22 protein-coding genes are annotated in these 25,519 nt (G+C 54.2%); 15 read left to right on the forward strand and 7 right to left on the reverse strand.

Annotated elements, in window-relative coordinates; translation table 11 throughout:
- Window positions 1-12 precede the first annotated feature (12 nt).
- The 7 genes from atpA (at window position 13) to glmS (ending at window position 8,953) form a co-directional block, all read left to right on the forward strand.
- Window positions 13-1,554 (forward strand): F0F1 ATP synthase subunit alpha, encoded by a 1,542-nt coding sequence (gene atpA / locus ACLJPQ_RS21165; protein ID WP_001176751.1) that lies wholly within the window; start codon window positions 13-15, stop codon window positions 1,552-1,554.
- Window positions 1,555-1,604: 50 nt separating this feature from the next.
- Complete coding sequence (gene atpG, locus ACLJPQ_RS21170; RefSeq protein WP_000896506.1) at window positions 1,605-2,468, forward strand: F0F1 ATP synthase subunit gamma; 864 nt, start codon at window positions 1,605-1,607, stop codon at window positions 2,466-2,468.
- A gap of 26 nt (window positions 2,469-2,494) precedes the next feature.
- On the forward strand, window positions 2,495-3,877 hold the full coding sequence (gene atpD / locus ACLJPQ_RS21175) for a F0F1 ATP synthase subunit beta (protein ID WP_000190499.1): 1,383 nt from the start codon (window positions 2,495-2,497) through the stop codon (window positions 3,875-3,877).
- 20 nt (window positions 3,878-3,897) lie between these two features.
- Entirely contained in the window at window positions 3,898-4,317 is a 420-nt protein-coding gene (locus ACLJPQ_RS21180) for a F0F1 ATP synthase subunit epsilon (RefSeq protein ID WP_001251971.1), read from the forward strand.
- Between the two features lie 229 nt (window positions 4,318-4,546).
- Window positions 4,547-5,245: a Bax inhibitor-1 family protein gene (locus ACLJPQ_RS21185; protein ID WP_000009904.1), complete on the forward strand. Its 699-nt coding sequence runs from the start codon at window positions 4,547-4,549 to the stop codon at window positions 5,243-5,245.
- 319 nt (window positions 5,246-5,564) lie between these two features.
- Window positions 5,565-6,935, forward strand: coding sequence for a bifunctional UDP-N-acetylglucosamine diphosphorylase/glucosamine-1-phosphate N-acetyltransferase GlmU (glmU, locus tag ACLJPQ_RS21190; RefSeq protein WP_000934851.1), 1,371 nt, complete (start codon window positions 5,565-5,567; stop codon window positions 6,933-6,935).
- A 188-nt stretch (window positions 6,936-7,123) separates the two neighbouring features.
- Window positions 7,124-8,953, forward strand: a complete 1,830-nt coding sequence (gene glmS / locus ACLJPQ_RS21195; RefSeq protein WP_080184678.1) for a glutamine--fructose-6-phosphate transaminase (isomerizing) — start codon at window positions 7,124-7,126, stop codon at window positions 8,951-8,953.
- Between the two features lie 150 nt (window positions 8,954-9,103).
- On the opposite strand, the gene ACLJPQ_RS21200 is transcribed toward glmS, so the two are convergent.
- A complete protein-coding gene (locus tag ACLJPQ_RS21200) occupies window positions 9,104-10,861 on the reverse strand; it encodes an SgrR family transcriptional regulator (protein WP_076937702.1) in 1,758 nt (585 codons plus the stop codon).
- Between the two features lie 94 nt (window positions 10,862-10,955).
- On the opposite strand from ACLJPQ_RS21200, the gene ACLJPQ_RS21205 reads away from it, so the two are divergent.
- The 7 genes from ACLJPQ_RS21205 (at window position 10,956) to phoU (ending at window position 17,987) form a co-directional block, all read left to right on the forward strand.
- A complete protein-coding gene (locus ACLJPQ_RS21205; protein ID WP_000166709.1) occupies window positions 10,956-11,774 on the forward strand; it encodes a shikimate 5-dehydrogenase in 819 nt (272 codons plus the stop codon).
- Between the two features lie 48 nt (window positions 11,775-11,822).
- Window positions 11,823-13,196 carry a fructose-specific PTS transporter subunit EIIC gene (locus ACLJPQ_RS21210; protein WP_080184677.1) on the forward strand — a complete coding sequence of 458 codons (1,374 nt, stop codon included), beginning with the start codon at window positions 11,823-11,825 and terminating at the stop codon, window positions 13,194-13,196.
- A gap of 165 nt (window positions 13,197-13,361) precedes the next feature.
- Window positions 13,362-14,402: a phosphate ABC transporter substrate-binding protein PstS gene (gene pstS, locus ACLJPQ_RS21215; RefSeq protein ID WP_000867131.1), complete on the forward strand. Its 1,041-nt coding sequence runs from the start codon at window positions 13,362-13,364 to the stop codon at window positions 14,400-14,402.
- A gap of 135 nt (window positions 14,403-14,537) precedes the next feature.
- Entirely contained in the window at window positions 14,538-15,497 is a 960-nt protein-coding gene (gene pstC, locus ACLJPQ_RS21220) for a phosphate ABC transporter permease PstC (RefSeq protein ID WP_000741630.1), read from the forward strand.
- Window positions 15,497-16,387, forward strand: coding sequence for a phosphate ABC transporter permease PstA (pstA, locus tag ACLJPQ_RS21225; protein ID WP_000212197.1), 891 nt, complete (start codon window positions 15,497-15,499; stop codon window positions 16,385-16,387). Before pstC ends, pstA begins: the two co-directional genes overlap by 1 nt.
- 86 nt (window positions 16,388-16,473) lie before the next feature.
- Complete coding sequence (gene pstB / locus ACLJPQ_RS21230) at window positions 16,474-17,247, forward strand: phosphate ABC transporter ATP-binding protein PstB (protein ID WP_000063118.1); 774 nt, start codon at window positions 16,474-16,476, stop codon at window positions 17,245-17,247.
- A 14-nt stretch (window positions 17,248-17,261) separates the two neighbouring features.
- On the forward strand, window positions 17,262-17,987 hold the full coding sequence (gene phoU, locus ACLJPQ_RS21235) for a phosphate signaling complex protein PhoU (protein ID WP_000377800.1): 726 nt from the start codon (window positions 17,262-17,264) through the stop codon (window positions 17,985-17,987).
- A 94-nt stretch (window positions 17,988-18,081) separates the two neighbouring features.
- On the opposite strand, the gene yieH is transcribed toward phoU, so the two are convergent.
- Window positions 18,082-18,747 (reverse strand): 6-phosphogluconate phosphatase, encoded by a 666-nt coding sequence (gene yieH / locus ACLJPQ_RS21240; RefSeq protein ID WP_079898358.1) that lies wholly within the window; start codon window positions 18,745-18,747, stop codon window positions 18,082-18,084.
- A gap of 168 nt (window positions 18,748-18,915) precedes the next feature.
- On the opposite strand from yieH, the gene adeP reads away from it, so the two are divergent.
- Window positions 18,916-20,253, forward strand: coding sequence for an adenine permease AdeP (gene adeP / locus ACLJPQ_RS21245; RefSeq protein WP_001519317.1), 1,338 nt, complete (start codon window positions 18,916-18,918; stop codon window positions 20,251-20,253).
- A gap of 44 nt (window positions 20,254-20,297) precedes the next feature.
- Here the strand turns inward: adeP and ACLJPQ_RS21250 are convergent, their stop codons facing one another.
- The 5 genes from ACLJPQ_RS21250 to mnmE all read right to left on the reverse strand — a co-directional run bounded on the left by ACLJPQ_RS21250 (window position 20,298) and on the right by mnmE (window position 25,458).
- Entirely contained in the window at window positions 20,298-20,864 is a 567-nt protein-coding gene (locus ACLJPQ_RS21250; protein ID WP_000005228.1) for an NADPH-dependent FMN reductase, read from the reverse strand.
- Between the two features lie 18 nt (window positions 20,865-20,882).
- Window positions 20,883-21,638 (reverse strand): 4'-phosphopantetheinyl transferase family protein, encoded by a 756-nt coding sequence (locus tag ACLJPQ_RS21255; protein ID WP_000190678.1) that lies wholly within the window; start codon window positions 21,636-21,638, stop codon window positions 20,883-20,885.
- A 157-nt stretch (window positions 21,639-21,795) separates the two neighbouring features.
- The gene (yidZ, locus tag ACLJPQ_RS21260) at window positions 21,796-22,755 is read right to left on the reverse strand and encodes an HTH-type transcriptional regulator YidZ (RefSeq protein ID WP_079898359.1); all 960 of its coding nucleotides are present in this window, start codon (window positions 22,753-22,755) and stop codon (window positions 21,796-21,798) included.
- Entirely contained in the window at window positions 22,724-23,911 is a 1,188-nt protein-coding gene (locus ACLJPQ_RS21265; protein WP_079898360.1) for an MFS transporter, read from the reverse strand. The genes yidZ and ACLJPQ_RS21265 overlap by 32 nt, the downstream gene beginning before the upstream one ends.
- Window positions 23,912-24,093: 182 nt before the next feature.
- Complete coding sequence (gene mnmE / locus ACLJPQ_RS21270) at window positions 24,094-25,458, reverse strand: tRNA uridine-5-carboxymethylaminomethyl(34) synthesis GTPase MnmE (RefSeq protein WP_000019081.1); 1,365 nt, start codon at window positions 25,456-25,458, stop codon at window positions 24,094-24,096.
- Between the last annotated feature and the right edge of the window lie 61 nt (window positions 25,459-25,519).

The raw sequence follows: 25,519 nt of genomic DNA on the forward strand, positions 1-25,519 counted from the left end.
GGGGACTGGAGCATGCAACTGAATTCCACCGAAATCAGCGAACTGATCAAGCAGCGCATTGCTCAGTTCAATGTGGTGAGCGAAGCTCACAACGAAGGTACTATTGTTTCTGTCAGTGACGGTGTTATCCGCATTCACGGCCTGGCCGATTGTATGCAGGGTGAAATGATCTCCCTGCCGGGTAACCGTTACGCTATCGCACTGAACCTGGAGCGCGACTCCGTGGGTGCGGTAGTCATGGGTCCATACGCTGACCTTGCCGAAGGCATGAAGGTTAAATGTACTGGCCGTATCCTGGAAGTTCCGGTTGGCCGCGGCCTGCTGGGACGTGTGGTAAACACCCTGGGTGCGCCAATTGACGGTAAAGGTCCGGTTGATAATGACGGCTTCTCTGCCGTTGAAGCGATTGCGCCGGGCGTTATCGATCGTCAGTCTGTCGATCAGCCGGTGCAGACCGGCTATAAAGCCGTTGACTCCATGATCCCAATCGGTCGTGGTCAGCGTGAACTGATCATCGGTGACCGTCAGACCGGTAAAACCGCGCTGGCTATCGACGCCATCATCAACCAGCGCGACTCCGGCATCAAATGTATCTATGTCGCTATCGGCCAGAAAGCGTCCACTATCTCTAACGTGGTGCGTAAACTGGAAGAACACGGCGCGCTGGCTAACACCATTGTTGTGGTGGCGACCGCGTCTGAATCCGCTGCGCTGCAATATCTGGCGCCGTATGCCGGTTGCGCAATGGGCGAATACTTCCGCGACCGTGGCGAAGATGCGCTGATCATTTACGATGACCTGTCTAAACAGGCTGTTGCTTACCGTCAGATCTCCCTGCTGCTCCGTCGTCCGCCAGGACGTGAAGCATTCCCGGGCGACGTATTCTACCTCCACTCCCGTCTGCTGGAGCGTGCTGCGCGTGTTAACGCCGACTACGTCGAAGCCTTCACCAAAGGTGAAGTGAAAGGGAAAACCGGTTCACTGACCGCGCTGCCGATTATCGAAACGCAGGCAGGTGACGTTTCCGCGTTCGTTCCGACCAACGTAATTTCTATTACCGATGGTCAGATCTTCCTGGAATCTAACCTGTTTAACGCCGGTATTCGTCCTGCGGTTAACCCGGGTATCTCGGTATCCCGTGTAGGTGGCGCAGCCCAGACCAAGATCATGAAAAAACTGTCCGGTGGTATTCGTACCGCGCTGGCGCAGTATCGTGAACTGGCGGCGTTCTCTCAGTTTGCATCCGACCTTGACGATGCCACCCGTAAACAGCTTGACCACGGTCAGAAAGTGACCGAACTGCTGAAACAGAAACAGTATGCGCCGATGTCCGTCGCGCAGCAGTCTCTGGTTCTGTTCGCAGCAGAACGTGGTTATCTGGCGGATGTCGAACTGGCGAAAATCGGTAGCTTCGAAGCCGCACTGCTGGCTTACGTCGACCGTGATCACGCTCCGCTGATGCAAGAGATCAACCAGTCCGGTGGCTATAACGACGAAATCGAAGGCAAGCTGAAAGGCATCCTCGATTCCTTCAAAGCAACCCAGTCCTGGTAACGTCTGGCGGCTTGCCTTAGGGCAGGCCGTAAGGCATTGAGGAGAAGCTCATGGCCGGCGCAAAAGAGATACGTAGTAAGATCGCAAGCGTCCAGAACACGCAAAAGATCACTAAAGCGATGGAGATGGTCGCCGCTTCCAAAATGCGTAAATCGCAGGATCGCATGGCGGCCAGCCGTCCTTATGCAGAGACCATGCGCAAAGTGATTGGTCACCTTGCGAACGGTAATCTGGAATATAAGCACCCCTACCTGGAAGAGCGCGACGTTAAACGCGTGGGCTACCTGGTAGTGTCGACCGACCGTGGTTTGTGCGGTGGCTTGAACATTAACCTGTTCAAAAAGCTGCTGGCGGATATGAAGGCATGGTCCGATAAAGGCGTTCAGTGCGAACTCGCAATGATCGGCTCTAAGGGCGTGTCATTCTTTAATTCCGTAGGCGGCAACGTTGTCGCTCAGGTGACAGGTATGGGGGATAACCCTTCTCTGTCCGAACTGATCGGTCCGGTTAAAGTGATGTTGCAGGCCTACGACGAAGGCCGTCTGGACAAGCTTTACATTGTCAGCAACAAATTTATTAACACCATGTCTCAGGTGCCGACGATCACTCAACTGCTGCCGCTGCCGGCGTCAGAAGATGATGATCTGAAGCGTAAAGCCTGGGATTACCTGTATGAACCAGACCCGAAAGCGCTGCTGGATACTCTCCTGCGTCGTTATGTGGAGTCTCAGGTTTATCAGGGCGTGGTAGAAAACCTGGCCAGCGAGCAGGCCGCACGAATGGTGGCGATGAAAGCCGCAACCGATAATGGCGGCAGCCTGATTAAAGAGCTGCAGTTGGTATACAACAAAGCTCGTCAGGCCAGCATTACTCAGGAACTCACCGAGATCGTCTCGGGGGCCGCCGCGGTTTAACCAGGTTATTTCGTAGAGGATTTAAGATGGCTACTGGAAAGATTGTCCAGGTAATCGGCGCCGTGGTCGACGTCGAGTTCCCTCAGGATGCCGTACCACGCGTGTACGATGCCCTTGAGGTGCAGAATGGTAATGAGAAGCTGGTGCTGGAAGTTCAGCAGCAGCTTGGCGGCGGTATCGTGCGTACCATCGCGATGGGGTCTTCTGACGGTCTGCGTCGCGGTCTGGATGTAAAAGATCTCGAACACCCGATCGAAGTCCCGGTAGGTAAAGCCACGCTGGGTCGTATCATGAACGTCCTGGGCGAACCGGTCGACATGAAAGGCGAGATCGGCGAAGAAGAGCGTTGGGCGATTCACCGCGCAGCGCCTTCCTACGAAGAGTTGTCAAACTCTCAGGAACTGCTGGAAACCGGTATCAAAGTTATCGACCTGATGTGTCCGTTCGCGAAGGGCGGTAAAGTCGGTCTGTTCGGTGGTGCGGGTGTAGGTAAAACCGTAAACATGATGGAGCTTATTCGTAACATCGCGATCGAGCACTCCGGTTACTCTGTGTTTGCGGGCGTAGGTGAACGTACTCGTGAGGGTAACGACTTCTACCACGAAATGACCGACTCCAACGTTATCGATAAAGTCTCCCTGGTGTATGGCCAGATGAACGAGCCGCCGGGAAACCGTCTGCGCGTTGCACTGACCGGCCTGACCATGGCGGAGAAATTCCGTGACGAAGGTCGTGACGTACTGCTGTTCGTCGATAACATCTATCGTTACACCCTTGCCGGTACGGAAGTATCCGCACTGCTGGGCCGTATGCCTTCCGCAGTAGGTTACCAGCCGACTCTGGCGGAAGAGATGGGCGTTCTGCAGGAACGTATCACCTCCACCAAAACCGGTTCTATCACCTCCGTACAGGCGGTATACGTACCGGCGGATGACTTGACTGACCCGTCTCCAGCAACCACCTTTGCTCACTTAGATGCAACCGTGGTACTGAGCCGTCAGATCGCATCCCTGGGTATCTACCCGGCCGTTGACCCGCTGGACTCTACCAGCCGTCAGCTGGATCCGCTGGTTGTTGGTCAGGAACACTACGACACCGCGCGTGGCGTTCAGTCCATCCTGCAGCGTTATCAGGAACTGAAAGACATCATCGCCATCCTCGGTATGGATGAACTGTCTGAAGAAGATAAACTGGTGGTAGCACGCGCGCGTAAAATTCAGCGCTTCCTGTCCCAGCCGTTCTTCGTGGCGGAAGTATTTACCGGTTCTCCGGGCAAATACGTCTCCCTGAAAGACACCATCCGTGGCTTTAAAGGCATCATGGAAGGCGAATACGATCACCTGCCGGAGCAGGCGTTCTACATGGTCGGTTCCATCGACGAAGCCGTGGAAAAAGCCAAAAAACTTTAACGCCTTAATCGGAGGGTGATATGGCAATGACTTACCACCTGGATGTCGTCAGCGCGGAGCAACAAATGTTCTCCGGTCTGGTCGAGAAAATCCAGGTTACGGGTAGCGAAGGCGAACTGGGGATTTACCCGGGGCACGCGCCGCTGCTCACCGCCATTAAGCCTGGTATGATTCGCATCGTTAAGCAGCACGGTCATGAAGAGTTTATCTATCTGTCCGGCGGCATTCTGGAAGTGCAGCCTGGCAGCGTGACCGTTCTGGCGGATACCGCGATTCGCGGTCAGGATCTCGACGAAGCGCGAGCCCTGGAAGCGAAGCGTAAAGCCGAAGAGCACATTAAGAGCTCGCACGGTGACGTGGATTACGCTCAGGCGTCTGCGGAACTGGCCAAAGCGATCGCTAAACTGCGCGTTATCGAGTTGACCAAAAAAGCGATGTAACACCGGCTTGAAAGCATAAAACCAGTCTGATTGCGGACTGGTTTTTTTTTATCCTCTCAATTTTTATTCGATAAACTAGCAACGACAAAAACAAGCGGCTGAAGGCGACGCGTTTTCAGCGACAGCGCTGTTTTCATTAAATCCTTCTTTCTGGCATTGGCATCTGCACATTGTGCGAAGAAGGAAGGAATGGATGCGTTTTTATTGCATAAAATGAGGGATTATTACTATGTCATTTCAGCCATCCTTTGCGGGTCCACAACCCGACTCAAGGATTGATCGTACTACCTTTATTCGTCGTGCTTATCTTCATCTCGCCGTCGCCATCGTCGGTTTTATCGTATTGAGCGCGGCGTGGAGTTTTATAGGGGTCGGGGAGTATGCGCTTGATGTGCTGCTGGCTGGTGGAAGATATAGCTGGTTGGTTGTTCTCGGCGCTTTTATGCTGGTGGGAATGCTGGCGACCCGTCTGGCGGATAATGCGGGGAATAATCAAACGCAACTTATCGGGCTGGGGATTTATGTGTTGGCAGAATCCCTGATTTTTGCCCCCCTGTTAACGGTGGCGGCGTATATTAACCCGTCGAGCATTGGCGCGGCGGCAATAACGACTCTGTTGCTGGTCGGCGGCCTGACGTTTACCGCTTTTTCTATAAAAAAAGACTTTTCTTTTCTGCGCTCGTTTCTGACTATGGCTGGGTTCATTGCTTTTGGCGCGATTATTGCCAGCGTCATCTGCGGCTTCTCGCTGGGCGTCTGGTTTTCTGCGCTGATGGTACTGCTGTGCGCCGGGTTTATACTTTACGATACTTCTAACATTATTCACCATTACCCTACCGATCGCCCTGCTGGCGCGGCATTACATCTGTTTGCTTCTATCGCGACCATGTTCTGGTATATTTTGCGGATTTTTATGTCGCGTAATTAAGTAAAAAATACGCGCAACGGAAAACCAGCGGCCTCTGTCGCTGGTTTTTGCTTTTCTGACTCCCCTGCGCTTTATTACGTTATCTTCTTTATTTATGGAGTAAAAAAACAGCAAAAACATCGGACTACGTTGCCAATACGCGGGTGTTTTTACTTTTCAGGAGACAAGAGGCGCGGTAATGAACGAAAATGATTCATTAGCAGGCGGGGATTTTATCCCGGTGAGCGTTTTATCCTTCTTCCATTTTACGATGAAAAAAATGTAGTATTTTCAAAGTGAAACAGTATAAATTCGTTCTCAAATTACAGTCAGGACGCGTATGTTAAATAGTGCTATGAGCGTAGTGATCCTTGCCGCAGGTAAAGGCACGCGCATGTATTCCGATATTCCTAAAGTGCTGCACACGCTGGCGGGTAAACCCATGGTGCAGCATGTCATTGATGCAGCTACTAAATTAGGGGCCGCACAGGTTCATCTGGTCTATGGCCACGGTGGCGAGTTGTTAAAACAGACCCTGAAAGATGACAAGCTGAACTGGGTGCTTCAGGCGGAACAGTTGGGAACAGGTCACGCAATGCAGCAGGCTGCGCCCTTCTTTAGCGACGATGAAGATATTTTAATGCTTTACGGCGACGTGCCGCTGATTTCGGTTGAAACCTTACAGCGCCTGCGCGATGCCAAACCGCAGGGTGGTATTGGGTTATTAACCGTGAAGCTGGACGATCCGAGCGGCTATGGCCGTATTACGCGTGAAAATGGTAAAGTGACCGGCATCGTTGAACATAAAGACGCCACTGATGAACAGCGTCAGATCCAGGAAATTAACACCGGTATTCTGATCGCCAACGGCGCGGACCTGAAACGCTGGTTGTCTAAGCTGACTAACAATAATGCGCAGGGTGAATATTACATCACAGATATCATCGCGCTGGCTTATCAGGAAGGACGGGAAATCGCCGCGGTGCATCCGGCTCGTATCAGCGAAACGGACGGCGTGAATAACCGTCTACAGCTTTCTCGTCTGGAGCGTATTTACCAGGCCGAACAGGCGGAGAAACTGCTGTTATCCGGCGTTATGTTGCGCGATCCGGCACGTTTTGATCTCCGCGGCACCCTTCATTGTGGAATGGATGTGGAAATTGACGCTAACGTTATCATCGAAGGTTATGTAACGCTCGGTCACCGCGTGAAGATCGGCGCGGGCTGCATTATTAAAAACAGCGTTATTGGCGATGACTGCGAAATTAGCCCATACAGCGTGGTGGAAGATGCGCATCTGGAAGCGGCCTGCACCATCGGCCCGTTTGCTCGCCTGCGTCCCGGCGCGGAGCTGTTAGCGGGCGCTCACGTCGGCAATTTCGTTGAGATGAAAAAAGCGCGTCTCGGTAAAGGCTCGAAGGCCGGTCATCTGACCTACCTGGGCGATGCGGAAATTGGCGACAACGTGAATATCGGCGCGGGGACCATCACCTGTAACTATGATGGCGCGAACAAATTCAAAACGGTTATTGGCGACGATGTGTTTGTCGGCTCCGATACCCAACTGGTGGCGCCGGTTACTGTTGGTAAAGGGGCCACCATCGCCGCAGGGACTACTGTCACCCGTAACGTAGCTGACAATGAACTGGTATTAAGCCGCGTGCCGCAGGTGCATAAGCAAGGCTGGCAGCGTCCGGTGAAGAAAAAGTGATTTTGTAAGCCGGATAAGCGTCAGCGCCATCCGGCAGACCGGAGATGAGAGGATAAAATAATCCTCCGCTCCATGAGCAGTACTTATAAAAATAACCCCACTCTCTACAAGGCTCGGGGCGCCCGCAACGACGGGCATACAGGTCAGCGACAACGCATGGCGTAATGCCATAATCAGGAAATAAAACTATGTGTGGAATTGTTGGCGCTATCGCGCAGCGTGATGTAGCTGAAATCCTTCTCGAAGGTTTACGTCGTCTGGAATACCGCGGATATGACTCTGCCGGTCTGGCCGTGGTTGATGCAGAAGGTCATATGACCCGCCTGCGTCGCCTCGGTAAAGTCCAGATGCTGGCTCAGGCAGCGGAAGAACATCCTCTGCATGGCGGCACCGGTATTGCTCACACTCGTTGGGCGACGCACGGTGAACCTTCAGAAGCTAACGCGCATCCGCATGTTTCTGAACACATTGTGGTGGTGCATAACGGTATCATCGAAAACCATGAACCGCTGCGTGAAGCGTTAAAAGCGCGTGGCTATACCTTCGTTTCTGAAACCGACACCGAAGTGATTGCACACCTGGTAAACTGGGAACTGAAACAGGGCGGTACTCTGCGTGAGGCTGTTCTGCGTGCGATCCCGCAACTGCGTGGTGCGTACGGTACAGTGATCATGGATACCCGTCACCCGGATACCCTACTGGCGGCACGTTCTGGTAGCCCGCTGGTGATTGGCCTGGGTATGGGCGAAAACTTTATCGCTTCTGACCAGCTGGCGCTGTTGCCAGTGACTCGTCGCTTTATCTTCCTTGAAGAGGGCGATATCGCTGAAATCACTCGCCGTTCGGTAAATATCTTCGATAACACCGGCGCGGAAGTAAAACGTCAGGATATCGAATCCAATCTGCAATATGACGCGGGCGATAAAGGTATTTACCGCCACTACATGCAGAAAGAGATCTACGAACAGCCGAACGCGATTAAAAACACCCTTACCGGGCGCATCAGCCACGGTAAGGTGGATTTAAGCGAGCTGGGACCGAACGCCGACGAACTGCTGTCGAAGGTTGAGCATATTCAGATCCTCGCCTGCGGTACGTCTTACAACTCCGGTATGGTTTCCCGTTACTGGTTTGAATCGCTGGCAGGTATTCCGTGCGACGTTGAAATCGCCTCTGAATTCCGCTATCGCAAATCTGCCGTGCGCCGTAACAGCCTGATGATCACCCTGTCACAGTCTGGCGAAACGGCAGATACCTTGGCTGGCCTGCGTCTGTCGAAAGAGCTGGGATATTTGGGCTCTCTGGCAATTTGTAACGTGCCGGGCTCTTCGCTGGTGCGTGAATCCGATCTGGCGCTGATGACCAACGCGGGTACGGAAATTGGCGTAGCATCTACCAAAGCCTTCACCACCCAGTTAACCGTGCTGTTGATGCTGGTGGCGAAACTGGCGCGTCTGAAAGGTCTGGATGCGTCCATTGAGCATGATATCGTGCATGGCCTACAGGCGCTGCCGAGCCGTATTGAGCAGATGCTGTCGCAGGACAAACGCATCGAGCTGCTTGCAGAAGATTTCTCCGACAAGCATCACGCGCTATTCCTCGGTCGTGGCGATCAATATCCGATTGCGCTCGAAGGCGCGCTGAAGCTGAAAGAGATCTCTTACATTCACGCGGAAGCCTATGCTGCAGGCGAGCTGAAACACGGGCCGTTGGCGCTGATTGATGCCGATATGCCGGTGATTGTGGTGGCGCCGAACAACGAACTGCTGGAGAAACTGAAATCCAACATCGAAGAAGTTCGCGCGCGTGGCGGTCAGTTGTACGTCTTCGCCGATCAGGATGCGGGTTTTGTGAGCAGCGACAACATGCACATCATTGAGATGCCGCATGTGGAAGAAGTGATCGCGCCTATCTTCTACACCGTTCCGCTGCAACTGCTGGCGTATCACGTGGCGCTGATTAAAGGCACCGACGTTGACCAGCCGCGTAACCTGGCGAAATCGGTGACGGTAGAGTAAGTACAAATGTTGTACCAGAAAAAAGGCTGTCGACAGACGGCCTTTTTTTGTGCGCCGTGACAGGCGCTGTTCTTTCTCTATGGTGGCTGAAGAGCGACTAAGAGGTGCTACGCCTGCCAGCGCTACGGGCACCCGGTCACATTCTCTTCTTTAAGGCCCTGGCTCAATCCAGGTGGATCGGAAATCAAACCACCCCAGGTTATTCAGGTGGATCCCCCTGGCCCGGTCGGGGCTTTTGAGTCGCATCCAGTGGTGAAAAAGCGGCTGTAGCCAGCCTGAACGGGTGGTTTCCCTGACCAGTTGTTCCGCGCTGATGGTTTCGGCATGCCACTGGGTTTCCCATTGGGCCAGCAGCGCATCATCCCCACCGCTGATGGCGTGGCGCAGTAAAGGGGAGCCCAGTAGCCATGTACCGACGTTCCACTCTTCGGGAATGGGGAAATTGACTGTCCCCAGCCAGAGATCCACATTGGCTTTGCCATTCGCCCAGTCATCATAATTCAGCTCAACGCCCTCAAGTAAAATGCCCTGCTGGCGCATGATCTCTTGCATGATATCCAGGAGCATTGGAAATTCAGGGTGCTGATCGTGATAGGCCAGACGCAGTTTCGCGTAGGGCGACGACGAGATAAAAGGTGAACAGGCCGGGCCCGCCTCAATAGTATGAAACCAGGAGGACAGCAGGCTGCCGCCCGGTACCCAGAAGGGGCGAATTGCCTCACTCAGATGCTGGAGTATGGCGTAAGGGCTGAGTGTTTCCCGTAGCCAGCGGCGATGTTCGGCAGTATGCCAGTGCGGGGAGCGGCTGTCGCATAATAAAAAATATCCTCCACGCTCAAGAAACATCTCGCGCAGGTTGTCAGAAGGTTTGCCTGATACCTGGCTAAGCCGTCCGGAAACGTAATCCTCATCGCTCAGGCTAGAGCTGAGCCAGGCTGCCGTGTCGTTATCCGACAGCGATTCCGCCAGGTTGTCTGTCTCCGTTAAATTCGGCCAGATAAAGACCTCCACTTCATCCAGCAGCCCGCGCAGACCAAAGTAGTGGTCAAAGGCCTTCATTTGCAGATGAAAGCCATTGTTTTCCACCACCTCATAAGGGCCAGTCCCCACAGGATGTGCAGGGAAATCAGCGCGTTGTGTATGGTCAGGCGGTAGGATCATGGCATCAATATGGCTGAGCAGTAGCGGCAGTCGGTTATCCGGGTGCGCCAGCGTAATTTCAAGGCTCAGCGGCCCGGTGGCCTGAATGGTCTGCAAGTGCGAGAACAACGGCAGCTTAGCGCTGCGGGTCAGTGAAGCGATAACCGCGTCGATCGTCAGCTCCTGACCATCATGCCAGAGGACGGCGGGGCGCAGATAAAAACGCCAGCGCAGCGGATCAATCTGCCGCCAGTGGTGGGCAAGATCGGCTTCGACTTCACCTTTTTCCTCATTTATGCGCGTCAGGCCGCTAAAAATCTGCCTGACCAGATGCTGCTCAGAGCGGCGCAACGGCGTGCCGGGGCACAGCGACGGCATTGTCCGGTAATAGGGGATGCACAGCCGCTGATAGTCTGCCCGCACGCTATAGCCCAGCTTTGAACGCAGCAGTTGCGCCACCTGGTGCTTATTTTTACCCAGCAGCTGAATGGCCTGATCAATATGACCAGACTCCAGTAACTGCTCCGCCTTTTCGCTTAACAGCTGTTCTGGTTTATAGCGCAGGTGAAGCCGGGCGCGATGCCCACGTCCGGCCTGTGATTGCCAGATGAGCCACTTTGCCTCCTGCATCTGAAGCAACAGATTACGCATATGTCGCCGGGTGCAGAACAACACATCCGCCAGCTCCTGTAGCGTCACGCTAACGGGCTTATCGCCATAGTGCTGGAGTAGCTTTAAGTATTTTTGTTCAGTGTGCCGGGTTGCCATAAAAGATGAAATTTCCCGAACGGGAATGAGCAATTTTTAATATCCCCTTTTTAGCCGATGATTTTCTCTATCGCAACTTCTATGAGGATTCATCATGACAAAGCGCATTAATAAAGACACTCAGGTCTGCATGTCCCTGGCGGCACGCCCAAGTAACTTCGGTACACGCTTTCACAACTATCTGTACGAAGCGCTGGATCTCAATTATCTCTACAAAGCTTTCTCGCCGACCGATCTTACGCAGGCCATTAGCGGCGTGCGCGGTCTGGGGATCCGTGGGTGCGCGATCTCTATGCCGTTTAAAGAAGCCTGCATTCCGCTGGTGGATGAACTGGATGCTTCTGCTCAGGCCATTCACTCAGTTAATACCATTGTGAATACCAATGGCCATCTGAAGGCGTACAACACCGATTACATTGCAATAGCTCGCTTGCTGGCGAATTACAAGGTCTCTCCCGACCTGGTGTTTGCTTTGCGTGGCAGCGGTGGTATGGCAAAGGCGGTGGCCTGCGCGCTGAAGGATGCGGGGTTTACCCGTGGTTATATTGTCGCGATTGATGAAGCGTCAGGTAAACAACTGGCCGAACTCTATGGCTATGAATGGCGCCCGGATACCGACGGTATTGAAGCTGATTTGTTAATTAACGCCACGCCTATCGGAATGGCTGGCGGTAATGATGCCGACAAACTCTCTTATTCCGAACAGGAAGTGGATAAGGCGAGCGTTATCTTTGATGTGGTGGCGCTACCGCCCGTCACGCCGCTGATCCGCTACGCCCGTGAACGCGGTAAAACCGTGATTACCGGTTCCGAAGTGTTTGCTATTCAGGCCGTGGAGCAATTTGTCCTTTATACCGGGATTCGCCCGGATGACGCGCTGTTCCAGAAAGCAGCGGCCTGGTCACGCCTGTAACATTTTTTCCCGCTTTTTCTTTAAATTAAAAGAACAGGGTACCCTACTATGACTAAAAAAATTGTTGCTGTGACGGCCTGTCCGACGGGCGTCGCCCATACCTTTATGGCGGCAGAAGCGTTGGAAATTGAAGCCCGCAAGCGTGGTGACTGGATCAAGGTTGAAACCCGCGGTTCCGTCGGGGCGAAGAACACGCTGACCGCGGAAGAGATAGCGCAAGCGGATGTGGTGATTATCGCGGCGGATATTGAGCTGGATCTGTCAGGCTTTGTTGGCAAAAGACTCTATCGCACCAGTACCGGCGCGGCGCTAAAAAAGAGTGCGCAGGAAATGGATAATGCTTTCAATAGCGCCGAGGTCTATCAGGGGAGTGCCGGGCGCTCTTCTTCAGCTGGTAAAACAGAGCTACCCGGCGTTTATAAGCATTTAATGACCGGCGTATCCCATATGCTTCCTTTGGTGGTGGCGGGAGGGTTATGTATCGCGCTCTCTTTTGTCTTCGGTATCCAGGCCTTCAACGAGCCGGGCACGCTGGCGGCTGCGCTATTTCAAATTGGTGGTAAGGCGGCCTTTGCGCTGATGGTGCCGGTACTGGCTGGGTTTATTGCCTTCTCAATTGCCGATCGTCCGGGCCTGGCCCCGGGGCTTATTGGCGGGATGTTGGCCAGCCAGTGCGGCGCTGGTTTCCTGGGAGGGATTGTGGCCGGTTTTCTGGCTGGTTACAGCGTACGGTTTCTGGCGCAAAATATTAAGCTGCCGGCGTCAATGGAAGCACTTAAGCCTGTGCTGGTTCTGCCGCTACTGTCTACGCTGATTACCGGCCTAATCATGATTTACGTGGTGGGTGGCCCCGTTTCTGCGGTGATGGAAGGGCTGACGACGTTCCTGGGGAATATGACCTCTACGAATGCTATCTTGCTGGGAATGTTGCTGGGCGCAATGCAAGGTTTTGACCTTGGTGGGCCGGTGAATAAAGCTGCGTATACCTTCGGCGTCGGTTTACTGGCTTCTCATTCTTATATGCCAATGGCGGCCATTATGGCGGCAGGGATGGTACCGGCATTAGGAATGGGCGTCGCAACCTGGGCGGCCAGAGCGAAATTCACTGCCGCTGAGCATGAAGCGGGTAATGCATCTTTTATCCTGGGGCTGTGCTTTATCTCTGAAGGGGCGATTCCCTTCGCCGCGCGTGATCCGATGCGCGTCATCCCTTCCACGATGGTCGGTGGCGCAATCGCCGGGGGACTATCCATGTATTTCGGTTGTACACTGATGGCACCACACGGTGGTCTCTTTGTCCTGGCGATCCCGCATGCGGTAGAACATGTGATGCAGTACCTGCTCTCGATTGCCCTGGGCACGATTGTCTGCGGCCTGATGTACGCGCTGTTGAAACCGTCTGCGGTTGCGCAAACAGTTTAATTCATCTCCCCCTGCAGGCTGGTCTGGTGTCTCCCCGGGCCAGCTTTTTTATTTCCATTGTCATCAAACCGTCATAATCAAGACATATAACTGTCATCAATTTGTCCTATTTTGCTCATCGTAGCAACTCAAACAACGATTTACCGAAACCGTGCAGGAGACATTATGAAAGTTATGCGTACCACTGTCGCAACTGTTGTCGCCGCGACCTTATCGATGAGCGCGTTCTCTGCCTTTGCAGCAGCAAGCCTGACAGGTGCCGGTGCAACGTTTCCTGCGCCGGTGTATGCCAAATGGGCGGATACCTACCAGAAAGAAACCGGTAACAAAGTCAATTACCAGGGGATAGGCTCTTCCGGCGGCGTGAAACAAATCACCGCGAATACCGTTGATTTTGGCGCTTCCGATGCGCCGCTGTCTGACGAAAAACTGAATCAGGAAGGCCTGTTCCAGTTCCCGACGGTGATCGGCGGCGTGGTGCTGGCGGTGAATATTCCAGGCCTCAAATCCGGCGAACTGGTGCTGGATGGTAAAACGCTGGGTGACATCTACCTCGGTAAAATCAAGAAGTGGGATGATGAAGCCATCACCAAACTGAACCCAGGCGTGAAGCTGCCTTCTCAGAACATCGCTGTGGTGCGTCGCGCTGACGGTTCCGGTACTTCCTTCGTGTTCACCAGTTACCTGGCGAAAGTCAACGACGAGTGGAAATCGAAAGTGGGCGCGGGTTCTACCGTGAACTGGCCAACCGGTCTGGGCGGTAAAGGTAACGACGGCATCGCGGCATTTGTACAGCGTCTGCCAGGCGCTATTGGCTACGTTGAGTATGCGTATGCCAAGCAGAACAACCTGGCCTACACCAAACTGGTTTCTGCCGACGGCAAACCGGTAAGCCCGACGGAAGAGAGCTTCTCTAATGCGGCGAAAGGCGCAGACTGGAGCAAAACCTTCGCGCAGGATCTGACCAACCAGAAAGGTGACGATGTGTGGCCAATCACCTCCACCACCTTTATCCTGGTCCACAAAGCGCAGAAGAAACCTGAGCAGGGTGCTGAAGTGCTGAAGTTCTTCGACTGGGCCTACAAAAATGGCGCTAAGCAGGCGAATGATCTGGACTACGCCAGCCTGCCGGATAACGTTGTTGAGCAGGTTCGTACCGCCTGGAAGACCAGTATAAAAGACAGCAACGGTAAGGCGCTGTATTAATTAACGAATTGGCGGATGGCGCTACGCTTATCCGCCCTACGGTTTCGACCGCAGGCCCACGTTGTAGGCCGGATAAGCGTAGCGCCATCCGGCAGGGGCAACGTCGTAAAACGCGTTTAATGGAAAGAGTAATTTATGGCTGCAACCAAGCCTGCTTTTAACCCGCCGGGTAAAAAAGGCGACATGATTTTCAGCGCGCTGGTAAAACTGGCTGCGCTGATTGTGCTATTGATGTTAGGCGGTATTATCGTCTCATTGATCATCTCCTCCTGGCCAAGTATTCAGAAATTTGGTTTCTCATTTCTTTGGACTAAGGAATGGGACGCGCCAAACGATATCTACGGCGCGCTGGTGCCCATTTACGGCACGCTGGTGACCTCCTTTATCGCACTGCTGATCGCCGTTCCGGTCAGTTTCGGCATTGCCCTGTTTTTAACCGAGCTGGCGCCAGGCTGGCTAAAGCGTCCGCTCGGCATCGCCATTGAGCTGCTGGCGGCGATCCCCAGTATCGTGTACGGCATGTGGGGGCTGTTTATCTTCGCGCCGCTGTTTGCGACGTACTTCCAGGAGCCGGTCGGCAATATTCTTTCCAACATTCCGTTTGTCGGCGCGCTGTTCTCCGGCCCGGCGTTTGGTATCGGCATTCTGGCGGCGGGCGTCATCCTCGCCATCATGATCATTCCCTACATTGCGGCGGTTATGCGCGACGTCTTCGAGCAAACGCCGGTAATGATGAAAGAGTCCGCTTACGGTATAGGCTGTACTACCTGGGAAGTTATCTGGCGCATCGTGCTACCGTTCACCAAAAATGGCGTGATCGGCGGCATTATGCTGGGGCTGGGCCGTGCTCTGGGTGAAACGATGGCGGTCACTTTTATCATCGGCAATACCTACCAGCTCGACAGCGCGTCGCTGTATATGCCGGGCAACAGCATCACTTCCGCGCTGGCGAACGAATTCGCTGAGGCGGAATCGGGTCTGCACGTGGCAGCGTTGATGGAGCTGGGGCTGATCCTGTTTGTGATCACCTTTATCGTCCTGGCGGCGTCTAAATTCATGATTATGCGTCTGGCGAAGAACGAGGGAGCACGTTAATGGCTACGCTTGATATGCAGAACACCGCGCAGCTCGCGGAATCCCGTCGCAAGATGCAGGCGCGTCGCCGCATGAAGAACCGTATCGCACTAACGCTCTCAATGGCGACGATGGCATTTGGCCTGTTCTGGCTGATCTGGATTTTGATGTCCACCATCACCCGTGGTATCGACGGGATGTCGCTGGCGCTGTTTACCGAAATGACGCCGCCGCCGAACACGGCGGGCGGCGGGCTGGCGAACGCCCTGGCGGGGAGTGGATTGTTGATTCTCTGGGCTACCGTATTGGGTACGCCGCTGGGAATTATGGCGGGTATTTACCTGGCCGAGTATGGCCGTAAATCCTGGCTGGCGGAAATCATTCGTTTTATTAACGACATTCTGCTTTCCGCGCCGTCAATTGTTGTGGGGCTGTTTGTTTACACCATCGTGGTGGCGCAGATGCAGCACTTCTCCGGTTGGGCTGGGGTGATTGCGCTGGCGCTGTTGCAGGTACCGATCGTTATCCGTACCACTGAAAACATGCTCAAGCTGGTGCCGGATAGCCTGCGTGAAGCCGCTTATGCGCTGGGTACGCCGAAGTGGAAGATGATCTCCGCGATTACGCTGAAAGCCTCTATCTCCGGCATTATGACCGGTATCCTGCTGGCTATTGCGCGTATCGCCGGCGAAACGGCGCCATTGTTGTTTACCGCGCTCTCCAACCAGTTCTGGAGCACCGACATGATGCAGCCGATCGCCAACCTGCCGGTGACCATTTTTAAATTCGCGATGAGCCCGTTTGCCGAATGGCAACAATTAGCCTGGGCGGGCGTGCTGATTATTACCCTGTGCGTACTGCTGCTGAATATTCTGGCGCGTGTTGTTTTCGCGAAGAAAAAACACGGTTAAAGACATTGTAGGCCTGATAAGCGTAGCGCCATCAGGCATTATTTTACGGCGTGGCGGATGCGGCGCTGGATGAGGAAAAGAGTGAAATGAGTATGGTTGAAACTGCCCCGAGTAAGATTCAGGTTCGTGATTTGAACTTCTACTACGGCAAATTCCATGCCCTGAAGAACATTAATCTGGATATCGCGAAGAATCAGGTAACGGCATTTATCGGGCCATCCGGCTGCGGTAAATCAACGCTACTGCGTACCTTCAATAAAATGTACTCGCTTTATCCGGAGCAGCGCGCGGAAGGTGAAATTCTGCTGGATGGCGACAATATTCTCACCAACACCCAGGATATCGCGCTGCTGCGCGCAAAAGTGGGGATGGTATTCCAGAAGCCGACGCCGTTCCCGATGTCCATCTATGACAATATCGCCTTTGGCGTGCGTCTGTTTGAGAAGCTGTCTCGTGCCGATATGGACGAGCGCGTGCAGTGGGCGTTGACCAAAGCCGCATTATGGAACGAAACCAAAGATAAATTGCACCAGAGCGGGTACTCTCTCTCCGGTGGTCAGCAGCAGCGTCTGTGCATTGCGCGCGGTATCGCCATTCGCCCGGAAGTGTTGCTGCTGGATGAGCCATGTTCAGCTCTGGACCCGATCTCTACCGGGCGTATCGAAGAGCTGATCACCGAGCTGAAACAGGATTACACCGTGGTGATCGTGACCCACAACATGCAGCAGGCGGCACGTTGTTCCGATCATACGGCGTTTATGTACCTGGGCGAGTTGATTGAGTTCAGCAACACGGACGATCTGTTCACCAAGCCCGCGAAGAAACAAACAGAAGACTATATCACCGGTCGTTACGGTTAATTCAGGAGTGCGTAATGGACAGTCTGAACCTTAATAAACATATTTCCGGCCAGTTCAACGCCGAACTGGAAAGCATCCGCACTCAGGTAATGACCATGGGCGGCATGGTGGAGCAGCAGCTTTCTGACGCTATCACCGCCATGCACAACCAGGACAGTGAGTTGGCGAAGCGCGTGGTAGAAGGCGATCATCAGGTTAATATGATGGAAGTCGCCATCGATGAAGCCTGCGTGCGTATTATCGCCAAGCGCCAGCCGACGGCGAGCGATCTGCGTCTGGTAATGGCGATTATCAAAACCATCGCCGAACTGGAGCGCATTGGCGACGTGGCGGATAAAATCTGCCGTACCGCGCTGGAGAAATTCTCCCAGCAGCACCAGCCGCTGTTGGTGAGTCTGGAGTCACTGGGCCGCCACACCGTGCAGATGCTGCACGACGTGCTGGATGCGTTCGCGCGCATGGATCTCGACGAAGCGGTGCGTATCTACCGTGAAGACAAGAAAGTTGACCAGGAGTACGAAGGTATCGTGCGTCAGCTGATGACCTACATGATGGAAGACTCGCGCACGATTCCCAGCGTGCTGACCGCGTTATTCTGCGCTCGTTCTATCGAGCGTATCGGTGACCGTTGCCAGAATATCTGCGAATACATCTTCTACTTCGTGAAGGGGCAAGACTTCCGTCACGTCGGCGGCGATGAGCTGGATAAGCTGCTGGCGGGGAAAGATCCGAAAGAGTAAATCTCATCCTTTTGCCCGGTGGCGCTGCGCTTACCGGGCCTACAGGTACAGATGCTGTAGGCCGGATAAGCGTTAGCGCCATCCGGCATTTCAGTTAACGCGTAATCTCCCACCCGCGCGCTTTCCACAATCCCGGCAACTGCGCCAAATCGGTAAACGTCGTCACGTTAGGGTGATCGATCGGCTTGTTATGCGGATCGGCGCAGAAATAAAACACTTCCATTCCCGCCGCAATTCCTGACTGCGCGCCTGCGCTGGAATCATCCACCAGAATACACCTCTCAACATTGACCTTCATGGCGTTCGCCGCGTGGAGCATCAGCGCCGGATCGGGCTTCCAGCGTTGAATATCGTAACCGCTAAACAGCAAATCGGGAAAATGATGCAACATGCCCAGTTTACCCAGCGAATGCTGCATCTTACTGACCGGCCCGTTGGATACCACGCACATGGGCGTCTTAATGCTCTCCAGCAGGGTATTTGCGCCCGCGATCGCTTCCAGTTCGGTATCGAACAGACGCGCCACTTCCGCGCGGTATACCGGCTCCAGCTCCGCCTTTGCCAGCGCAACGCCATACTCTTTACTGATGGTATCGATAATTTCGTAGAGCTTTACGCCTTTAAAGCGTCTGAATACTTCCGTGAGCTCAAGCGTAATGCCGAACTGCCGGAACATAGTGACATAGGCGCGCGAGCAAATTACTTCACTGTCGACCAGCGTGCCGTCACAGTCAAAAAACACCGCTTCGATTTGGGACATGTCATTTCCATTTTAACAAGTTTAACGTTTACGTAATGCTGAATGAGGGGACGCAATCGTTGCCGTACTAACAAATTGAGTGAAAAAAATTACCACACAACTGCGCCAGGTGTCGCATTTTGGTATAGGATAACGGCGAATTTTCCCTCCTTTCTCCGGAAATTGATAATGAGTCAACAACACACCACCCAGGCTTCTGGTCAGGGTATGCTGGAACGCGTGTTTAAACTGCGCGAACATGGCACGACGGCACGAACCGAAGTGATCGCCGGTTTTACCACTTTCCTGACGATGGTTTATATCGTTTTTGTTAACCCGCAAATTCTGGGCGTAGCTGGCATGGACACCAGCGCCGTCTTTGTGACCACCTGTCTGATTGCGGCCTTTGGCAGTATTCTGATGGGCCTGTTCGCTAACCTGCCGGTGGCGCTGGCGCCCGCGATGGGGCTGAATGCGTTCTTTGCCTTCGTGGTTGTGCAGGCAATGGGACTGCCGTGGCAGGTAGGCATGGGCGCCATTTTCTGGGGCGCTGTTGGTCTTTTATTGCTGACTATCTTCCGCGTGCGTTACTGGATGATCGCCAACATTCCGGTCAGCCTGCGCGTGGGCATCACCAGCGGCATCGGCCTGTTTATCGGTATGATGGGGCTGAAAAACGCCGGCGTGATCGTCGCTAACCCGGAAACGCTGGTCAGCATCGGCAACCTGACCTCGCACAGCGTGCTGCTGGGGGTTCTCGGATTCTTTATTATTGCGATTCTCGCTTCGCGCAACATTCATGCGGCGGTGCTGGTGTCCATCATCGTCACGACGCTGCTTGGCTGGATGATGGGCGATGTACATTACAACGGCATTGTCTCCGCGCCGCCAAGCGTCACCAGCGTGGTAGGGCATGTCGATTTGGCAGGCTCGTTCAATCTTGGCCTGGCGGGGGTTATTTTCTCCTTCATGCTGGTAAACCTGTTTGACTCCTCCGGTACGCTGATTGGCGTGACCGATAAAGCCGGCCTGGCGGATGAGAAAGGCAAATTCCCGCGCATGAAGCAGGCGCTGTTTGTTGATAGTATCTCTTCCGTCACTGGCGCATTTGTCGGAACGTCTTCTGTGACCGCTTATATTGAGTCCTCTTCCGGCGTTTCGGTGGGCGGTCGCACCGGTTTGACGGCGGTGGTGGTCGGTATTTTGTTCCTGCTGGTTATCTTCCTCTCGCCGCTGGCGGGCATGGTGCCGCCTTACGCGGCGGCGGGCGCGCTGATTTACGTCGGTGTGCTGATGACCTCCAGCCTGGCGCGGGTAAACTGGCAGGATTTAACCGAATCGGTCCCGGCGTTTATTACGGCGGTAATGATGCCGTTTAGCTTCTCGATCACCGAAGGTATCGCGCTGGGCTTTATCTCTTACTGCGTGATGAAAATCGGTACCGGTCGCCTGCGCGACCTTAGCCCGTGCGTAGTGATTGTCGCGCTGTTATTTGTGCTGAAGATTGTGTTTATTGACGCACACTGATGAAATGAACCCTCGCCCCATCGGGGGGAGGGTTTTTAACGAACTTACGCTTTAACGCGCTGAATAAACTCGCCAAATGCGGTCAACTGACCGGTCAAATGATCTAACGTTCCCTGATCCACCACTTCTCCAGTCTGCGGGTCGACTTTATTCTGAATCACGCCGCCCATAAACTCCGGTTTGTTCATCACCATCGCATCAAGGAACACCAGAATCTGGCGCAGATGATACTGGCAGCGCGCGCCGCCAATCGCCCCCATTGAACTGGTCTGGATAAGAACGGGCTTACCCGCCAGCGGCTGCTCAGGCAGACGGGATAGCCAGTCGATGGCATTCTTCAGGCCACCGGGAACGGAATAGTTATATTCCGGCGTCACAATGACGACGCCGTCGGCGTTGCGAATCTGCTCCGCCAGCGCCTCTACGCTGGCTGGAAATCCTTCTTCCTGCTGGATATCGGCGTCATACAGCGGAATATCCCCGATCGAAGGCAGCGGCGATACCGTCATTCCTGCCGGCGCGACTTTAGGCAGCGTACGCGCCACCATCCCGTTAAAGGAACCTTTGCGTAAACTTCCCAGCAGTGTAACCACATTCAGCGTTTCAGACATACGTGCCCCCTTTTTTCATTATGAACGATTAAGCGTATACGATTTGGCGGCGGGGAGTTGGGCGAATCGCATCAGACGACCGGTTGGCTCATTGGCGCGCGTCTGTATATCGGGCAGGCTTTTCCAGCCCAGTTTGCCATCGAACTCCCACACTTTTAATTTTTCTATCGCTGGCGTAACGGTTACGGACCATACCAGCACATCTTCCGCATCGCACACGGCTTCAAGCTGCGTGACATGCGCGCACTTCAGGCGTCCGGCAACGGGTAAAAGTTGCAGCTCCCGCGGATCGTCATTCATGACATCGCCGGTGAGTTTTAACACGCTCTGGCGCAATGTAATGAGTTGCGCTCGCGCTTCGTTGGGATCGTTTTGATTGGCTACCCATAAGTTTTCATTACGGGAGAAAGGGTGGCGTTCGAGCGAATGCGGATGGTGAAAGCCGCGGGAGGTGCGCTGTAATTCCATATCCAGCCCGCACTCTCCTTCGGTGGTCAACGCCACGCCAACCATATTTCCGGCGTAGGAGATAGAAAAGCCTGGCAGATTTTTGTCACGAAACGCGGGTTTACCTTTCGCCTGAATAATGATTTCCGGCAGCTCGCTAATTCCGTACAGCATAAACATCAGTTCGGCAAGAAGGCCTCTGGAGGCGAGAAAACGCGTTCGTCGGTGAGCAGGCAGGTTTCTGGCTTCAATATGGCAAGACGAAGAGAGACGAATTGAAACCAACTGTCCCTCCGTAAGTATCCCTCTGGCAAAGTGAGTCGCCATTTTTCGCTCCGTGATTAATGGGCCGTGATAATGACGAGAGTAACATTAACGTAAATTATGGACAGGTTTTACGCGCTAAAAATTCAATTTCAGAAGGTTCTTTAATCAGACGGTGACATTTCTGGTAAGAGGAAGGTTAATTTATCAACGCAGGTGGTCAGATAAGGCGACGGCAGAGCGTGTTGATAGCCTGTCGTAGCCACACAATCTTGGGATTATGACTATTACGTTTGTGCCATAATAGGGTAAACGGCACCATCAGCTTTTCCTGCTGTTGCGCATCAAAAGGCAGGGGGCGCGCCACTAGCGGTAGCTGGTGGAGCTGATTGTAGTGCTGGCAATAGCGCGGCGCGGTTGCTATCAGGGTGTGATCCGGCTGGGCGGCCATAAAGAGCGACTGCTCGAACCCCGGCAGGCTCAACGCAATATGGCGTTTGCGTCCCATTTCTTGCAGGACATCATCCAGCGCCCAGGTATCGCTTTGCTCCCAGCAAATACTGATATGCGGGTAGCGCAGAAAAGTGTCCAGATCCCACGCTTCGCGCAGCGCCGGATGATCTTCCCGCAGCCAGACCCACGGTAAATCGCTAAACAGTACCTCAAAATCAATCGCGAGCGGCAACAGACTGAGCAATTCTCGCGAGCGGGGATGGCTTTCGCGTCCGGTAAATCCGATATCGACTTCCCCGCGCGTAATCGCCTCCAGCGAGTCATAATCCCAGTTGCGAACCTTAATGGTAGCCTGCGGATAGCGCTGATAAATCTTCTGCGACAGTGAATTAAACATAATCATCATCAGCGGCGACTCTGCCGCCAACTCAAATTTTAAACCGCGCGGCGTTTGATGATGCGGTTTATCAAGCAGTTGATTCCCCATCTGCATCCAGTCCGCCAGACTTTGCTCCATACTGACCATCAGCGGCGTCGGCGCCAGGCCCAGCGGCGTATTGACGAACAGCGGATCGTCAAACCATGCCCGGAGTTTCGCCAGCGATTTGCTGACCGCCGAGGGCGTTACGTTCATCCGTTTTGCAGCTTTAGTGACGCTGCGCTCCTGCATGAGTAACTGTAGGCATAACAGCAGATTAAGATCGAGATTGGTAAGGGATTTCTTCATGCTCGGCTACGGACCTGTTGGGCGCGACGGAGAAGATCAGCAGAATACTCATTATGCTACAACCAATCAGAATCCCGATCAGCATATTCATCGCGCTGATACCGAGTATTGCCGCCAGCCAAATCCACAGTGATGAACCGCAAACCTGCGCGATACCCAGCGTGGAACTGGCCACTCCGGCGCGCAGCGAAAATGGCCCCAGCGCCTGGCTCATCGCGACGCCAAAACCAACCGAGAATCCGGCGCAGATAAGCGTCAGGCCAAAGAGTGTGACGGTATTGGTATGAGCAAGGCTTAACGTCACGCCAGCCGTCAAAAACAGCCCCTGTGAGACGAGCATTAAAGTTCGCGGCTTAAATAACCCAAGCGCAAAAGGGGTAGAAAAAGAGACGACCATACTGACGCCTGCGGTGAGCGCCATGGTAATGGCATAGTCGCCACGACTAAATCCCATCACCTCCATCAGCAGCACTGGAGAGGCATTGACGAAGGTCAGGATCACCGACACGCTAAGAGTGGTGATCGCCAGTCGACTAACGAAAAAACGGTTAACCAGCGACTCGGCGGCGGGCGACGATCGTGATAAATCGCGTGGAGCCAGCCTTGCCGGGCGCGTCTCGCGCAGGATAAACAGTGATAACAGGCCCACAATAATGCCCATCGCGGACATCGTATAGAACAGACTTTGCCAGGGGAAACGAAGCATAATCAAATGCCCCATCACCGGGGCGAGTACCGGCACAATACAGGTAATCCCATTCAATAATGACAGCACTTTCGCCCGACGATGCTCGTCGAGCGTGTCGCGCAGAATGGCGAACGCCACCACATAGCAGCCGCCTGCTCCTACTCCCTGAAGAAAACGTCCACTCAGAAATAGCGAGCCTTCCGACGCCCGTGAACAAAGCAGTGAGGCCATCATAAAGACGAGCGCGCCGACGATCGCGACCGGCTTGCGGCCTGACTGGTCGGCTATCTTCCCGGCAAACAGCATGGCCGTCGCCATTCCGGCCAGGTAAACGGAGAAGGCGATATGCAACTGCGCCTCGCTGGCGTTCAGATCGGCGGCTATACGCGGTAAACCGACCAGATACATATCAATACCGGCAGGATAGAGTAAAACCAGGGCAAAACTACACAGTAGAAAACGTTTCATAGCGGCCTCACGAAAAGTGTGGCGCTAAGAATACGGGGCGACGTTGCGCGAGACGAGTTGCCATTTGGACAACAGTGATTTCCGCATGGGAAATCATTGCTGCCGGATGGCGGCATAAACGCCTTATCCGGCTTACGGGTTTTGTAGGCCCGGTAAGCATTGCGCCACCGGGCAATACAACGTTACTTACCAATACAGAAGCTGGAGAAAATCCGTCCCAGCAGGTCGTCGGAGGTAAACTCGCCGGTAATCTCGCTTAAGCTTTGCTGCGCCAGGCGCAACTCTTCCGCCAGCAGTTCCCCCGCCCACGCGCCTAATAGCTGCGCTTTGCCCTGCTCAAGATGTTCAGCGGCTTCCGCCAGCGCCTGTAGGTGACGGCGGCGGGCCAGGAAGCCGCCTTCCATATTGGTATCAAACCCCATGCTCTGCTTGAGGTGGTTACGCAACACGTCGACGCCTTCGCCGGTACGCGCCGAGAGGCGAACCAGTGAGTGACCATTTACTTCACTAATACCCAGCGTTTCGCCGGTGATATCCGCCTTGTTACGTACCACGGTAATCGGTAGATTTTTGGGCAGACGGGCGATAAAGTCCGGCCAGATGTCGGCAGGGTCAACGGCGTCCGTCGTGGTGCCATCCACCATAAACAGCACGCGATCGGCCTGTTCAATCTCCTGCCAGGCGCGTTCGATGCCGATACGCTCAACTTCGTCGCTGGCGTCGCGCAGTCCGGCGGTATCGATGATATGCAGCGGCATCCCGTCGATGTGAATATGCTCGCGCAACACGTCGCGCGTGGTACCGGCGATATCGGTGACAATGGCCGCTTCACGGCCTGCCAGCGCATTCAGCAGGCTGGATTTCCCGGCATTCGGGCGTCCGGCAATCACTACCTTCATCCCTTCGCGCAGCAGGCTGCCCTGGCGCGCTTCGGTGCGCACGGCGTCAAGATCGGCGATGACGCCATTGAGCTGCGCTTCAATTTTGCCGTCAGAGAGAAAGTCGATCTCCTCATCCGGAAAATCGATAGCCGCTTCGACGTAGATTCGCAGGTGAGTAAGTGCTTCCACAAGGTGGTTAACGCGGGCGGAAAATGCCCCCTGTAACGAGTTTAGCGCCGAACGCGCCGCCTGTTCGGAACTGGCATCGATCAGGTCGGCAATGGCTTCCGCCTGGGCTAAATCGAGCTTATCGTTGAGGAACGCTCGCTCGGAGAACTCGCCTGGTCGGGCAATGCGCACGCCTGGAAGCGTCAGGATACGTTTTAACAGCAGGTCCAGGATCACCGGACCGCCGTGCCCTTGTAGCTCCAGCACATCTTCACCGGTGAAGGAGTTCGGGCCGGGGAACCACAGCGCAATACCCTGATCCAGCGCGCTGCCGTCAACGTCTTTAAACGGCAGGTAGTCGGCATAGCGCGGCTTCGGCAGCTTGCCCAGCACCTCTTGCGCAACGTCACGCGCTTTCAGACCAGAGATACGCAGGATACCCACGCCACCGCGTCCCGGTGGGGTTGCCTGGGCGACGATAGTGTCGTTATGGCTCATGGTTAGTCTCAACTTTGTTGCAATAAAAAAGGCGGTCATATGACCGCCTTTTGATTGTAGG

Source organism: Salmonella sp. SAL04213, from assembly GCF_046550535.1.
GTDB classification, from domain to species: domain Bacteria; phylum Pseudomonadota; class Gammaproteobacteria; order Enterobacterales; family Enterobacteriaceae; genus Salmonella; species Salmonella enterica.